Origin of the sequence: Pseudomonas sp. K5002, from assembly GCF_013386655.1 — a bacterium.
GTDB lineage: Bacteria > Pseudomonadota > Gammaproteobacteria > Pseudomonadales > Pseudomonadaceae > Aquipseudomonas.
The window spans coordinates 420-14,317 of the sequence record NZ_JACARK010000127.1; the positions used below are offsets into that span (position 1 = coordinate 420).

Genomic DNA, 13,898 nt, shown 5'->3' on the forward strand with positions numbered 1-13,898 from the left:
GCTTGCCTGCGATACAGGCGACGCGGTCCATCAGGTATACCGAGGTGATGCTATCGCAGGCAAGCCAGCTCCTACATTTGATCGCGCATAGCCTTGGCGCGATATCGCGGCACATTGGCCGGGATCGCATCCTCGCCGCGATGGCCCCTTCGCGGGCGCGCGACCAGACTGGACTCATCGGCGCCAACCCCGGCGCTTTCTTGAGGAGAACGACCATGAGCACCACCATCGCCGGCATCAAGATCCCGGACAGCGCCCTGGCCAAGGCCACCACCGAATACATCCGCGACATCGAATCCGACCTGCTCTACCACCACTCCCGCCGGGTGTTCCTGTTCGGCGCATTGAGCGGCGAGCGCCAGCAGTTGGCCTATAACCCGGAGTTGCTGTACGTCGGCGCGATGTTCCACGACCTGGGCCTGGTGGAAGGTCACCGCAGTGACGACGAACGCTTTGAAGTGGACGGCGCCAACGCGGCGGCGGACTTTCTCAAGCCTTACGGGTTGAGCGATGACGACATCGAACAGGTGTGGTTGTCCATCGCCCTGCACACCACACCGGGGGTGCCCAAGCACTTGCGTCCAACCGTGGCGTTGGTGACGGCGGGCGTGGAAATGGACGTGCTGGGAATGGAGTACGCGGCGTTTACCAGCGTGCAGCGCGAAGCGGTGGTGCATGCACATCCACGGGGTGAAGGGTTCAAGGAGTGCATCATCTGCGCGTTTGCCGACGGCCTGCGCCATCGCCCGCAGACCACGTTTGGCAACGTGAAGACCGATGTGCTGGTGGATCAGGAGCCGGGGTTCAAGCCGATGAATTTCGTCGAGGTGATTCGCAAGTCGCCTTGGACTGCTTAACCCGAATTGGAATGCAATCAAAATGTGGGAGCGGGCTTGCTCGCGAAGGCAGTGGATCAGTCAATACATCCGGTGACTGACACTGCGCTTTCGCGAGCAAGCCCGCTCCCACATTTTTGATCCGGTTTCTTCAGGGCTACCTGATTAGACCGGTGCTGGAGCCCGACGCGAATCCGCCGGCTTCTCCCAACCATCCGCAGCCGCTTCTTCAATCGCCTGCTGGATCGCTTTCTTGCGGTGCTCTTCGGCACGGCGGCTGAAGAACCACACCAGGAACGTCACGATCGACACCGCCAACAGAATCAGGCTGGCCACGGCGTTGATCTCGGGTTTAACCCCCAGGCGCACCGCCGAGAATACTTCCATCGGCAACGTGGTCGAACCCGGCCCCGACACGAAGCTGGCCAACACCAGGTCATCCAGCGACAGCGCGAACGACATCATGCCGCCCGCCGCCAGCGACGGCGCGATCATCGGGATGGTGATCAGGAAGAACACCTTCCACGGCCGCGCACCCAGGTCCATGGCTGCCTCTTCAATCGACAGGTCCAGCTCACGCAAGCGCGCCGACACCACCACCGCCACATACGCCGAACAGAACGTGGTGTGGGCGATCCAGATGGTCACCAGGCCACGTTCCTGCGGCCAGCCGATCATCTGCGCCATGGCCACGAACAGCAGCAACAGCGACAGGCCGGTGATCACTTCCGGCATCACCAGCGGCGCCGTCACCAGGCCGCCGAACAGCGTGCGGCCCTTGAACTGGCTGATGCGCGTCAGCACGAACGCCGCCAATGTACCGAGTGCCACCGCCGCAATCGCGGTGTAGCAGGCGATTTCCAGGGAGCGACCGACCGAGCCCATCAACTGGGTGTTGTCCAACAGGCCGACGTACCACTTGATCGACCAACCGCCCCACACCGTCACCAGTTTGGATTCGTTGAACGAGTAGATCACCAGGATCAGCATCGGCAGGTAGATGAACAGCAACCCCGCCACCAGCATGAAGCTTGAGAAACTGACGCGCTTCATATCTTGCCCTCCATCTCTTTGGCTTGGCTGCGGTTGAACAGGATGATCGGCACGATCAGGATCGCCAGCATCACCACCGCCAGGGCAGACGCCACCGGCCAGTCACGGTTGTTGAAGAATTCTTGCCACAACACTTTACCGATCATCAGGGTTTCCGGACCGCCCAGCAGTTCCGGGATCACGAACTCGCCCACCACCGGGATAAACACCAGCATGCAGCCGGCGATGATGCCGTTCTTGGACAGCGGCACGGTGATTTTCCAGAAGCTGTTGAAGGTGCTCGAACCCAGGTCCGACGCGGCTTCCAGCAGGCTCTGGTCGTGCTTCACCAGGTTGGCGTACAGCGGCAGGATCATGAACGGCAGGTACGAATAGACCACGCCGATATACACCGCGATGTTGGTGTTGAGAATCTGCAGCGGTTCGTTGATCAACCCGATGGACATCAGGAAGCCGTTGAGCAACCCGTTGTTGCTGAGGATGCCCATCCACGCATAGACCCGGATCAGGATCGCAGTCCAGGTCGGCATCATGATCAGCAGCACCAGCACGGTCTGGATTTCCTTGCGTGCGCTGGCAATGGCGTAGGCCATCGGGTAGCCGATCAGCAGGCAGAGGATGGTGCTGAAAAACGCCATCTTCAGCGAGCCCAGGTACGCCGCGATGTACAACTCGTCATCGCCCAGCATCCCGTAGTTGGCCAGGTTCAGCACCAACTGCAGTTTCTGTTCAACGAAGGTGTAGATCTCGGTGTAAGGCGGGATCGCTACGTCGGCTTCGGCAAAGCTGATCTTCAAGACGATGAAGAACGGCAGCATGAAGAACAGGAACAACCAGAGGAAAGGGATCCCGATGACCACATGCCGGCCACCGGGGGTTATTCGTTGCAGCTGGCGTTTGAACTTCTTCATGTTCATGAGCGAAGTACCACGCCGCTGTCGTCTTCCCACCACACGTACACCTGGTCGCCCCAGGTAGGGCGCTGGCCACGGCGTTCGGCGTTGGCCACGAAGGATTGCACCAGCTTGCCGCTCGGCAATTCGACGTAGAACACCGAATGGCCGCCGAGGTAGGCGATGTCGTGCACCTTGCCGCTGGACCAGTTGTGCTCGCAGGTCGGCATTTCGGTGGTCACCAGCAGCTTTTCAGGGCGGATGGCGTAGGTCACCGACTTGTCTTCCACCGAAGTGGCGATGCCGTAGCCGACGTAGATATCGCGGTCCAGGTCCGGGCACTTGAGTACCGCGTGGCCTTCGGCGTCGTCCACCACCTGGGTGTCGAAGATGTTGACGTTGCCGATGAACTCGCACACCAGGCGGCTGGTCGGCGTTTCATAGATGTCGATCGGGCTGCCGATCTGGGCGATCCAGCCCAGGTGCATGATCGCGATGCGCTCGGCCATGGTCATGGCCTCTTCCTGGTCGTGGGTCACCATCACGCAGGTCACGCCCACGCGCTCGATGATCTCCACCAGCTCCAGTTGCATCTGCGAACGCAGCTTCTTGTCGAGTGCGCCCATCGGCTCATCGAGCAGCAGCAGTTTCGGACGCTTGGCCAGGGAACGCGCCAGCGCCACCCGCTGACGCTGGCCGCCGGACAGCTGGTGCGGCTTGCGCTTGGCGTACTGGCTCATCTGCACCAGCTTGAGCATCTCGGCCACGCGGGCGTCGACCTCGGCCTTGGGGATCTTGTCCTGCTGCAGGCCAAACGCGATGTTCTGGGCCACGGTCATGTGGGGGAACAAGGCGTAGGACTGGAACATCATGTTGATCGGCCGCTCGTACGGCGGCATGTCGGTGATGTCCACACCGTCGAGGTAAATGCGTCCTTCCGTTGGGCGCTCGAAGCCTGCGAGCATGCGCAGCAAGGTGGATTTGCCCGAACCCGATCCGCCGAGCAAGGCGAAGATTTCGCCTTTCTTGATTTCCAGGGACACATCGTCCACCGCAATCGTCTCGTCGAACTTCTTCGTGACCCGGTCGATTTTGACCAGCACCTTTTTCGGTGTCTGGTCGCCCTCGAGGGCTTTCTTATAGGCGCCGGAGGCAACTGCCATTTACGAAACTCCCAGAATAAAAAGAGTGCAGCTCGCCCAATACGGGCCAGCCTTGGATAGTTTGAGCGTTAAGCCTTACTTGCCCGTCTTGACCTTGGTCCAGCTACGGGTCATCAAACGTTGCACTTTCGGGGGTAGCTCGAAGTTGACAAAAGTCCGGTCGAGAACCGCCTGCGGTGGGTAAACCGCTTCGTCGGTGCGTATCGATTGCTCCATCAGTTTGTCCGCCCCTGGGTTAGGGTTGGCGTAACCGACGTAATCACTGACCTGAGCGATCACTTCAGGTTTCAGCAAATAGTTGATGAAGGCGAGGGCCTCTTTGACGTTGGTGGCATCCTTGGGGATGGCCAGCACGTCGAACCACAGGTTGCCGCCTTCTTTCGGAATCACGTAGGCGATGTTCACGCCTTTGCCCGCCTCGGCCGCACGAGCCTTGGCCTGGAACACATCACCGGAGAAGCCGGCCGCCACGCAGATGTTGCCGTTGGCCAGGTCCGAGATGTATTTGGAAGAATGGAAGTAGGTCACGTAGGGACGCACTTTCAGGAGTTTCTCTTCAGCCTTCTTGTAGTCTTCAGGGTTGGTGCTGTTGGGGTTGAGGCCCATGTAGTTGAGGACCGCCGGCAGCATTTCATCCGCCGAGTCCATGAACGACACACCGCACGTGGCCAGCTTCTTCATGTTTTCCGGCTCGAACAGCACGGCCCAGGAGTCGATCTTGTCGACGCCCAGCACTTCCTTGACCTTGTCGACGTTGTAGCCAATGCCGTTGGTGCCCCACAGATACGGCACGGCGTACTGGTTGCCCGGGTCGTTCTTTTCCAGGCGCTTGAGCAGCGCCGGGTCGAGGTTGGCGTAGTGGGTCAGTTGCGACTTGTCGAGCTTCTGGAACGCGCCGGCCTTGATCTGCTTGCCGAGGAAGTGGTTCGACGGCACGACCACGTCATACCCGGTACGCCCGGCGAGCAACTTGCCTTCCAGGGTTTCGTTGGAATCAAACACGTCGTAGACCGGCTTGATGCCGGTGGCCTTTTCAAAGTTGGCCAGGGTGTCCGGGCCGATGTAGTCCGACCAGTTATAAATATGCACAGTCGGCGCGGCCTGCACGCTGACAGCCAGCGTGATACCTGCACCCACCAGCAAGGCTTTGCGAAATAAAGAAATTGGCAAGTGGAGGTCCTCTTAAATAGTTGGGCCCGAAGTTGTTGCCCGGCAACAAAACCGGCGCGCAACTTACCCTCGATAAACCGATCCGGCAAAACTTTCTGTCATTTAATTGTTTCGCTAACCACCGCGCGCATCGCGGCAGTTAGCAAAACAGGTATCAAAGCGGCTTTACTTGCCCGATTTGATTTTGGTCCAGCTGCGGGTCATTTCCCGCTGAGTAGCAGCCGGCAAGTCAGCAATGGCATACAGCTTGGCTTGCACGTCCGCTGGCGGATAAATGCCTGGGTCGCTGGTGATGTCTTTGTCGACCAACGCGGTAGCTTTCTCGTTACCGTTCGGGAAACGTACGCTGTTGGTAATGCCCGCCATGACTTCCGGCTTCAGCAGGTAGTTCATGAACTTGTAGGCAGCGTCGACGTTCTCGGCATCTTTAGGGATAGCGACCATGTCATAGAAGCTGCCGGCACCTTCTTTCGGAATGTCATAGGCAACCTTGACCTTGCCACCGGCTTCAGCCGCGCGGGACTTGGCCTGTTGCACGTCACCCGAATAACCCACGGCTACGCAGATGTTGCCGTTGGCCAGGTCGGAGATGTACTTGGACGAGTGGAAGTAGCCGATCGAAGGACGCAGCTTGAGGAACAGGGCCTCGGCTTGCTTGAGGTCTTCCTTCTTCTGGGTGTCGGTCGGCAGGCCCAGGTAATGCAGTGCCACTGGCAGCATTTCGGTTGGCGAATCGAGGAAGCTCACACCGCAGCCTTTGAGCTTGGCGAGGTTTTCCGGCTTGAGGATGGTGTCCCACGAGTCGATCTTGTCGATGCCCAGTGCGGCCTTGACCTTCTCCGGGTTGTAGCCGATGCCGATCGAGCCCCACATGTACGGGAAGGCGTGCTTGTTGTCCGGGTCGCTGATGGACACGGCTTTAAGCAGGGACTTGTTCAGGTTGTCGTAGTTCGACAGCTTGGACTTGTCCAGTTCCTGGTAAACACCGGCCTTGATCTGCTTGGCGAGGAAGTTGTTCGACGGCACGACAATGTCGTAGCCGGACTTGCCTGCCAACAACTTGGCTTCCAGGGTTTCGTTGGAGTCGAACACGTCATAGACCACCTTGATCCCGGACTCTTTTTCAAAGTTCGCGATGGTGTCCGGTGCGATGTAGTCGGACCAGTTATAAACGTGCAGCACTTTATCGTCGGCGTGTGCCGCGCCTGCCATGGCCCCCATCAGGGACAAGGCCAGGAGGGTCTTGCCAGCGTTCTTCAAACCTAATGCCTTCATTCGGTCATGCTCCAATTTTTTCTTTTTTGGGCCACGTTCGTTCTTTAATTACAACGTGTTTCGCAGCCCGTCTAAGGGCGACAAAACAGGGCGACAGTCTGGCAAGTTCAGGGGCCGGCTTTCAACCAATGCCCCGCTTTTCTAACACCCCAGAAGCAGCGCCCGACAGGCGCTGCGTTCTGAGCCTAGCATTTAGCCCTGCAATGCCGCCAAAGTCAGGTCCAGGCAGTGCCGCGCCTTGGTCACCAACTCGTCTATCTCGGCCTTGCTGATCACCAACGGTGGCGAAATGATCATGGTGTCGCCCACGGCGCGCATGATCAGGCCATTCTCGAAGCAGAACGTGCGGCAGATCATGCCAACACCACGGCCTTCATAACGCTTGCGCGTTGCCTTGTCCTGAACCAGTTCGATGGCACCGAGCATGCCCACACCGCGAACTTCACCCACCAGCGGGTGATCAGCCAGTTCCCTCAAACGCTTTTGCAAATAGGGTGCCGTTTCGTCGTGCACGTGCTTAACAATTTGTTCATCGCGCATGATGCGGATGTTTTCCAGGGCTACCGCTGCCGCCACCGGGTGACCGGAATAGGTGAAGCCGTGGTTGAAATCACCGCCTTCGTTCAGCACGGCGACCACTTCGTCGCGCACGATCAGGCCACCCATCGGGATGTAGCCGGAGGTCAGGCCCTTGGCGATGGTCATCATGTCGGGCTTGAGGCCGTAGAAATCGCTACCGAACCACTCACCGGTGCGGCCAAACCCACAGATCACTTCGTCAGCCACGAACAGAATGTCGTACTTGGCGAGGATTTCCTTGATGCGCGGCCAGTAGCTGTCTGGCGGCACGATCACCCCACCGGCACCCTGGATCGGCTCGGCAATAAAGGCACCGACGTTGTCCACGCCCAGTTCCAGGATCTTCTCTTCCAGCTGGTTGGCCGCCCACACGCCGAATTCTTCCGGGCTCATGTCGCCGCCTTCGCCGAACCAGTAAGGCTGGGCGATGTGGACGATGCCCGGGATCGGCAAGTCGCCTTGTTCATGCATATAAGTCATGCCGCCCAGGCTGGCGCCGGCCACGGTTGAACCGTGGTAGCCATTCTTGCGGCTGATGATGGTTTTCTTGTTCGGCTGGCCTTTGATCGCCCAGTAGTGGCGGACCATACGCAGCATGGTGTCGTTGCCTTCGGAGCCGGAGCCGGTGAAGAACACGTGGTTCATGCCTTGTGGGGCGATATCGGAGATGGCTTTGGCCAGTTCCAGCACCGGCGGGTGGGCGGTCTGGAAGAACAGGTTGTAGTAAGGCAGTTCTTTCATCTGCTTGGCGGCCGCATCAGCCAGTTCATCGCGACCGTAACCGATCGCCACGCACCACAGGCCGGCCATGCCGTCGAGAATCTTGTTGCCTTCGCTGTCCCACAGGTAAACGCCGTGGGCTTTGGTGATGATCCGTGGGCCTTTCTCTTTCAATTGCTTGAAGTCGCTGAACGGCGCCAGGTGGTGATCGCTGCTCAAGGCTTGCCATTCACGGGTTTGCGGGTTGTTGCTGGACATACCAATCTCCTAGATGTTTCAGGTGAGGACGCGCCGTTTGAAGGGCGCGCCCGGCGCATCAGACGGCGAAGAGCAGGAATTCCCGCTCCCACGAACTGATCACGCGCTTGAAGTTTTCATGCTCGGCCCGCTTGACCGCGACGTAGCCTGTGATGAATTTGTGACCCAGGTATTTCTCGATGGTCTTGCTGTTTTCCATGCGTTCCAGGGCGTCTTCGATGGTCAGCGGCAGGCGCAGGTTGCGGCGCTCGTAACCACGGCCCACCACCGGTGCGCTTGGGCTGATGCCTTCGACCATGCCGATGTAGCCACACAGCAAGCTGGCGGCAATCGCCAGGTACGGGTTGGCGTCGGCACCGGGCAGGCGGTTTTCCACCCGACGGTTTTGTGGGCCGGCGTCCGGAACCCGCAGGCCAACGGTGCGGTTCTCTTCGCCCCACTCCACGTTGACCGGCGCCGAGGTGTCGGGCAGGAAGCGGCGGAACGAGTTGACGTTAGGGGCGAACAGCGGCAACAGCTCGGGGATGAATTTCTGCAGGCCGCCGATGTGGTGCAGGAACAGCTCGCTCTTGGTCCCGTCTTCATTGGAGAACACGTTCTTGCCGGTGGCGATATCGATGATGCTCTGGTGCAGGTGCATTGCACTGCCGGGCTCGCCGGTCATGGGCTTGGCCATGAAGGTGGCCGCCACGTCGTGCTTGAGCGCCGCTTCGCGCATGGTGCGCTTGAACACCAGGATCTGGTCGGCCAGGGACAGTGCGTCGCCGTGACGGAAGTTGATTTCCATCTGCGCCGTGCCGTCTTCGTGGATCAACGTGTCGAGGTCCAGTTCCTGCAATTCGCACCAGTCGTAGACGTCTTCGAACAACGGGTCGAATTCGTTGGCCGCTTCTATAGAGAAGGACTGGCGGCCAGTCTCCGGGCGACCGGAGCGGCCAATCGGCGGTTGCAGCGGGAAGTCCGGGTCTTCGCAGCGTTTGGTCAGGTAGAACTCCATCTCCGGCGCCACGATGGGCTGCCAGCCCTTGTCGGCATAGAGCTTGAGGACTTTCTTGAGCACGTTGCGCGGCGACAGCTCGATCGGGTTGCCTTGCTTGTCGTAGGTGTCGTGGATCACCTGGGCCGTAGGCTCTATGGCCCAGGGCACGAGGTACACCGCGTTCTCGTCCGGGCGGCAGATCATGTCGATGTCGGCCGGGTCGAGCAATTCGTAATAGATGTCGTCTTCGACATAGTCGCCGGTCACGGTCTGTAACAGAACGCTTTCGGGCAGGCGCATGCCTTTTTCGGCGATGAACTTGTTGGTCGGCGAGATCTTGCCCCGGGTGATGCCGGTGAGGTCGCCAATCATGCATTCGACTTCTGTGATCTTGTGGTCTTTCAACCAATCGGTGAGCTGGTCGAGGTTGTTACTCATAAATGCCTCTGGGCTGTGTTTCCTGACATCCATTAAAGGTCAGGCGTAAGTTGACGCAGCATCCGCGTCGCGTTGCATCACCCGCTTTCGACAGGCATTGCCAAATGCCTGGAAGATTGCGAGGTAGTGCGGGTTAGAGCTTACCTGCCATTCGGGGTGCCATTGCACTCCTAAAGCAAAAGCCTTGCCCGCGGGCACTGAAAAGCCTTCGATCAGGCCATCCGGCGCGGTGGCCTCGACCTGGAAACCGGCCGCCAGGCGATCAATGCCCTGTGAATGAATCGAGTTGACCTGGATCGTCGACGGCAAGCCCAGGCTTGCCAATACCCCATTCGGGGAGATGGTTACCGGATGTGCCGGGCCGTACTGGATGTCCAGCGGCTGGGTGTCGTCTTCGCGGTGATCCATCATGCCCGGCACTTCATGAACCTTCTGGTGCAGGCTGCCGCCAAACGCCACGTTCATTTCCTGGAAGCCACGGCAAATCCCCAGTACCGGAACGCCGGCCGCTATGGCTGCACGCAGCAGCGGCAGGGTGGTTTGGTCCCGTGCAGAATCATGAGCAGTCCCGGGCGCGCTGGCCGGACCGTCGTAGTGAAAGGGTTCGATATTGGAAGGTGAGCCGGTAAATAGAATGCCGTCCAGACCGTCAAGAATATTGGCCGGGTCGAGCAGATCCGCCAGGGACGGAATAATCAACGGCAAGCCCTTGGCAGCGGTGGCCACTGCACGGACGTATTTGTCGCCACTGATGTGATAAGCATGCAGACCGACCTGTTTGGAGCAGGCGGTGACGCCGATTAACGGCAGGCGAGACATGAAGCACCCCGGTATTATTGCTGTTATGGGTTTGAATCGAGCTTAGCCTTGTTCATTTTTTTACACAACACCCCCGTAAAAAATACAACACGGCCCGCTCAAACGTGCTGGTTCCAAGAGCCCCAATCCCAAAAAATTGCCCCAAAAAGCCCCAAAAAAGCCCTCACGGCGCTTTTTTAGGGCAAAAAAGGCCTCGCTTGACTTCGGCATGCCGTTCGGGTTGACTGAAACCCGAAGAGATCAATGATTGATATTTTTAACAACAAAGGTGTTGCATCATGTCGGTACCCCCGCGTGCCGTTCAGCTTAACGAAGCGAACGCGTTCCTTAAGGATCATCCTGAGGTTCTGTACGTAGACCTTCTAATTGCGGATATGAATGGTGTGGTGCGCGGCAAGCGCATCGAACGCACCAGCCTCCACAAGGTTTACGAGAAGGGCATTAACCTGCCTGCCTCTCTATTTGCCCTGGATATCAACGGCTCAACGGTGGAAAGCACCGGCCTGGGTCTGGACATCGGTGATGCTGACCGAATCTGTTATCCAATCCCCGACACCCTGTGCAATGAACCCTGGCAAAAGCGCCCAACCGCGCAACTGCTGATGACCATGCACGAACTCGAAGGTGAACCTTTCTTCGCCGATCCTCGCGAAGTACTCCGCCAAGTTGTAAGCAAATTTGACGACCTCGGTCTGACCATCTGCGCCGCATTCGAGCTGGAGTTCTACCTGATTGACCAGGAGAACGTGAATGGCCGGCCACAACCGCCCCGCTCGCCGATCTCCGGCAAACGCCCGCACTCGACACAGGTCTACCTGATCGACGACCTCGACGAATACGTCGACTGCCTCCAGGACATTCTGGAAGGTGCAAAAGAGCAAGGCATCCCTGCCGACGCCATCGTCAAGGAAAGTGCCCCGGCGCAGTTCGAAGTGAACCTGCACCACGTTGCCGACCCTATAAAGGCCTGCGACTACGCGGTACTGCTCAAGCGCTTGATCAAGAACATCGCCTACGACCATGAGATGGACACCACCTTCATGGCCAAGCCTTACCCGGGCCAGGCAGGCAACGGCCTACACGTGCACATTTCGATCCTGGACAAGGACGGCAAGAACATCTTTGCCAGCGAGGATCCCGAGCAGAACGCCGCATTGCGTCACGCGATCGGCGGTGTGCTGGAGACCCTACCCGCCCAAATGGCGTTCCTGTGCCCTAACGTCAACTCCTACCGTCGTTTCGGCGCACAGTTCTACGTGCCGAACTCGCCGTGCTGGGGCCTGGATAACCGCACCGTGGCGATTCGCGTACCGACCGGCTCGTCCGACGCCGTACGTATCGAACACCGTGTGGCCGGGGCTGATGCCAACCCATACCTGCTGATGGCTTCGGTATTGGCGGGCGTGCATCACGGCCTGACCAACAAGATCGAGCCTGGCGCACCGGTGGAAGGCAACAGCTACGAGCAGAACGAACAGAGCCTGCCGAACAACCTGCGTGATGCCCTGCGCGAGTTGGACGACAGCGAGGTGATGGCCAAGTACATCGATCCTAAATACATCGATATCTTCGTCGCCTGTAAGGAAAGTGAGCTGGAGGAGTTCGAACACTCCATCTCCGACCTTGAGTACAACTGGTACCTGCATACCGTGTAAGCGGTTGCCGGGTTAAAAAAAACGCCGCAGGCTTTTGGCCTACGGCGTTTTTTTATGGCTGTGGTGGCGAGGGTGCTTGCTCCCGCCGGGCTGCGAAGCGGCCCCAATAAGAACACCGGGTTCTTTCAGGCGGAACCGAGGTGCAGGTCTTGGGCCTGCTGCGCAGTCCAGCGGGAGCAAGCTCCCTCGCCACAGGGTATGGATCATCCAGTGGCTCTGCGTACAATGCCCGCTGCCCTGTAGGAGACTTCAATGAATCGCCCTGCCACTCCTCGCAAACCCCGCGCCCGCAGCCAGGCCCGGATCGACGCGATCCTCGATGCCGCCCGCACCTTGCTGGCCGCCGAAGGCGTGGCCAGCCTGTCGATCTACAGCGTGGCCGAGCGGGCGCAGATTCCACCGTCATCGGTGTATCACTTCTTCGCCAGCGTGCCGGCGTTGCTGGAGGCGCTGACCGCTGACGTTCATGCGGCCTTTCGCGCGGCCATTCAGGCGCCCATCGATCATGATTCACTCAAGCACTGGCGCGACCTGTCCAGCGTGGTGGAGCAGCGCATGCTCAGCATCTACAGCAACGACGCCGCCGCCCGCCAATTGATCCTGGCCCAGCACGGGTTGACCGAAGTGACACAGGCCGACCGCCAGCACGACCTGGAGCTGGGAAACCTGATGTTTGAGGTGTTCAACCGGCACTTTGAGGTGCCGAGCCTGCCCGCCGATGTCGACGTGTTTGCCCTGGCCCTGGAACTGAGCGACCGCGTCTACGCGCGCTCGGTGCATCAGCATGGGCAAATCACCCCGCGCATGGCCGAGGAAGGCATGCGGGTGTTTGATGCGTATGTGGGGCTTTATCTGCCGGCGTTCTTGCCCAAGCGGGTGGCTGCGCTCTGATTTTTTGTTGCCTGTCCGGGCCTCTTCGCGAGCAAGCCCGCTCCCACATTCGACCGTATTCCAAAGGTAGAACTCGGTCAAATGTGGGAGCGGGCTTGCTCGCGAAAGCAATCTTGAGAACGACAAAAACCCCGACAGGCTTTCACCTTCGGGGTTTGTGCGAACCATTGATCACAACTTGGCGATCGACACCTCGGTGGATTTCACGAAGGCAATCACTTCACTGCCGATCACCAGTTCCAGCTCTTTCACCGAGCGGGTGGTGATCACGGAAGTGACGATACCGGACGCGGTCTGTACGTCGATTTCCGACAGCACGTCGCCTTCGACGATTTCCTTGATGGTGCCTTTGAACTGGTTACGCACGTTGATGGCTTTGATAGTCATGGTCGTTCTTCCTGTGTAAGACAAGTGAGTTATTGAGCCCAACGCAATTGCGTAGGCAGCGGTGAAACAGGTTCGGGTTCCGGCGGGGTGCCGGGCAGCGACAACACACGGTTAAGCACTTCGGTTTCCAGCGCCGCCAGGCGGTGGGAGCCACGCACCCGCGGACGTGGGAGTTCCACGTGCAGGTCGAGGCCGATTTCGCCGTCTTCGATCAAAATCACCCGGTCGGCAATGGCCACGGCTTCGCTGACGTCGTGAGTCACCAGCAACACGGTGAAGCCGTGCTTCTGCCAGAGGTTCTCGATCAGTTGCTGCATCTCGATCCGGGTCAGGGCATCCAGCGCCCCCAGCGGTTCGTCCAGCAGCAACAGGCGCGCGCCGTCGATCACCCACTTGGCCATGACCACCTTCTGTTGATTGCCGCCGGAGAGCTGGCGTACCGGTTGCTCAAGGTTGTCGAGCTTGGTCTGCAAGCGCTGCAGCACCGGGCCGGCGCGGTCCTTGGCCTGGCGATGGGAAAACCAGTTCAAGTGCCGGGTGTGCACCAGGCAGGCATTGCGGTAGATGGGCGCATCCAGCAGCAGGCCTTCGGTCTTGCGGTTTTCCGGCACCAACCCGACGCCCTGGCGGATCGCCTGGCGCGAGGTTTGCGGCTGATAAGGCTGGCCAAACAGTTCAACATCGCTGTCGTTGCGCCCCACGCCAAACAAGGCTTTGAGCAACGTGCTGCGCCCTGCCCCGTTAAGCCCGGCAAGCCCGACAATTTCGCCCTGGCGCACTTC

13 protein-coding genes are annotated in these 13,898 nt (G+C 59.3%); 3 read left to right on the forward strand and 10 right to left on the reverse strand.

The features are described 5' to 3' along the window. Positions 1-215: 215 nt before the first annotated feature. A complete protein-coding gene (locus HX846_RS07695; protein WP_003213877.1) occupies positions 216-857 on the forward strand; it encodes an HD domain-containing protein in 642 nt (213 codons plus the stop codon). A gap of 144 nt (positions 858-1,001) precedes the next feature. Here HX846_RS07695 and HX846_RS07700 read toward each other — a convergent pair whose 3' ends face one another. The 8 genes from HX846_RS07700 to HX846_RS07735 all read right to left on the reverse strand — a co-directional run bounded on the left by HX846_RS07700 (position 1,002) and on the right by HX846_RS07735 (position 10,183). Further along, a complete protein-coding gene (locus tag HX846_RS07700) occupies positions 1,002-1,889 on the reverse strand; it encodes an ABC transporter permease subunit (protein ID WP_008438909.1) in 888 nt (295 codons plus the stop codon). Beyond that, a complete protein-coding gene (locus tag HX846_RS07705; protein WP_003213882.1) occupies positions 1,886-2,806 on the reverse strand; it encodes an ABC transporter permease subunit in 921 nt (306 codons plus the stop codon). The genes HX846_RS07700 and HX846_RS07705 overlap by 4 nt, the downstream gene beginning before the upstream one ends. After that, positions 2,803-3,945: an ABC transporter ATP-binding protein gene (locus HX846_RS07710; RefSeq protein ID WP_003195240.1), complete on the reverse strand. Its 1,143-nt coding sequence runs from the start codon at positions 3,943-3,945 to the stop codon at positions 2,803-2,805. Before HX846_RS07710 ends, HX846_RS07705 begins: the two co-directional genes overlap by 4 nt. A gap of 75 nt (positions 3,946-4,020) precedes the next feature. After that, entirely contained in the window at positions 4,021-5,115 is a 1,095-nt protein-coding gene (locus HX846_RS07715; protein WP_102370128.1) for a polyamine ABC transporter substrate-binding protein, read from the reverse strand. Positions 5,116-5,280: 165 nt separating this feature from the next. Continuing rightward, positions 5,281-6,375, reverse strand: a complete 1,095-nt coding sequence (locus tag HX846_RS07720) for a polyamine ABC transporter substrate-binding protein (RefSeq protein ID WP_003213887.1) — start codon at positions 6,373-6,375, stop codon at positions 5,281-5,283. 207 nt (positions 6,376-6,582) lie between these two features. Continuing rightward, a complete protein-coding gene (locus HX846_RS07725) occupies positions 6,583-7,947 on the reverse strand; it encodes an aspartate aminotransferase family protein (protein WP_003213889.1) in 1,365 nt (454 codons plus the stop codon). Between the two features lie 58 nt (positions 7,948-8,005). Beyond that, positions 8,006-9,364, reverse strand: coding sequence for a glutamine synthetase family protein (locus HX846_RS07730; protein WP_003213891.1), 1,359 nt, complete (start codon positions 9,362-9,364; stop codon positions 8,006-8,008). A gap of 39 nt (positions 9,365-9,403) precedes the next feature. Next, on the reverse strand, positions 9,404-10,183 hold the full coding sequence (locus tag HX846_RS07735; protein ID WP_003213893.1) for a gamma-glutamyl-gamma-aminobutyrate hydrolase family protein: 780 nt from the start codon (positions 10,181-10,183) through the stop codon (positions 9,404-9,406). A gap of 278 nt (positions 10,184-10,461) precedes the next feature. Here HX846_RS07735 and HX846_RS07740 point away from each other — a divergent pair, with 278 nt between their 5' ends. Further along, entirely contained in the window at positions 10,462-11,838 is a 1,377-nt protein-coding gene (locus HX846_RS07740; protein ID WP_003213894.1) for a glutamine synthetase family protein, read from the forward strand. A gap of 252 nt (positions 11,839-12,090) precedes the next feature. Next, positions 12,091-12,729 (forward strand): TetR/AcrR family transcriptional regulator, encoded by a 639-nt coding sequence (locus tag HX846_RS07745; protein WP_178965206.1) that lies wholly within the window; start codon positions 12,091-12,093, stop codon positions 12,727-12,729. Positions 12,730-12,900: 171 nt separating this feature from the next. On the opposite strand, the gene HX846_RS07750 is transcribed toward HX846_RS07745, so the two are convergent. Beyond that, a complete protein-coding gene (locus tag HX846_RS07750; RefSeq protein WP_003213899.1) occupies positions 12,901-13,116 on the reverse strand; it encodes a molybdopterin-binding protein in 216 nt (71 codons plus the stop codon). Between the two features lie 29 nt (positions 13,117-13,145). Further along, complete coding sequence (locus tag HX846_RS07755; protein WP_256739791.1) at positions 13,146-13,895, reverse strand: ATP-binding cassette domain-containing protein; 750 nt, start codon at positions 13,893-13,895, stop codon at positions 13,146-13,148. Positions 13,896-13,898 lie beyond the last annotated feature (3 nt).